General features: G+C 67.8%; 2 protein-coding genes. Both read left to right on the forward strand.

Annotated features, from left to right (window positions below):
• The coding region (locus LQV45_RS35065) for an NADPH:quinone reductase (protein WP_230012618.1) at positions 1 to 892 on the forward strand (892 nt) is incomplete at its 5' end.
• Between the two features lie 62 nt (positions 893 to 954).
• Positions 955 to 1,073 (forward strand): TOPRIM nucleotidyl transferase/hydrolase domain-containing protein (locus LQV45_RS35970; protein ID WP_374208376.1); only part of this gene is annotated, 119 nt, incomplete at its 3' end.

The following is a 1,073-nucleotide window of genomic DNA, read 5'->3' on the forward strand; positions in this document are numbered from 1 at the left end:
GTCCCGGGCCGCCGGCGGGAGCGGAAGCAGGCTGGAGGCACCAAAAGTGCCGAACCAGGATGGTGCCGGCGTTATCGACGAGCTTGGATCCGGCGTGCCGGGGCTGTCCGTCGGCGATCGTGTTTGGCTCTGGGACGTCGCCTGGGGCGGCACCGAGGGCACCGCCCAGGAGTACGTGGTGGTGCCGGCCGCGCAGGCCGTTGCCCTTCCAGAGATGGAGTCCTTCGACACGGGCGCATCCCTGGGGATCCCGGCACTGACGGCACATCGTGCACTGACCTCCAGCCAGGACGGCCCGGCCAGGCTTTCGCCGGGCGCCCTGGAAGGGCGGGTGGTGCTGGTCACCGGTGGCGCGGGTGCGGTCGGGCACGCGGCCATTCAGCTCGCCCGCTGGGCCGGGGCAACCGTCATCGCGACCGTGAGCGGGGAGCGGAAAGGTGAACTTGCCCGCCGGGCCGGCGCGCACAATGTGATCAACTACCGCACTGCCGACGTCCCACCGGCCGTGCACGAGGCAGCCCCTGGAGGCGTTGACACGATCGTCGACGTTAATGCTCCGGCGAACATCGGCAATGACCTCAAGGTGGTGAAGCCGGGCGGAACCATTTCCATTTATGCTGCCAACGCCGGCGAATCCTTGGCCATTCCCATTCGCGAGAGCATGGGCAAAAACGTCCAATTCCAGTTCATCCTCACGTACACCGTGACGGAGCAGCAGAAGGCGGCGGCCGTTGCCGCCGTCGCCGATGCGCTGAAAGCAGGGGCATTGCGGGTCGGCAATGAACACGGGCTGCCCCTCACCCGCTTTCGGCTCGAGGAAACCGCGGCAGCGCACGACGCCGTCGAACAAGGCTTCGTCGGGAAGGTCCTGGTCGACGTGTCCGCGGCCTGACCACCTTCTGCGTGTCCGGCGAGGAGCCCGCGACCAGACAATGCGTTCGGCATACTGGTTCCATGCAGGCGACGACGGTGCTGGTCGAAGGTGAGAGTGACCGGCTGGCGGTTGAGGCGCTGGCCTGCCGCCGTGGCCATGACCTGGCAGCCTTGCGGGTGTCGGTCGTGCCGATGGGAGG

The organism is Microbacterium sp. Bi128 (genome assembly GCF_918698205.1).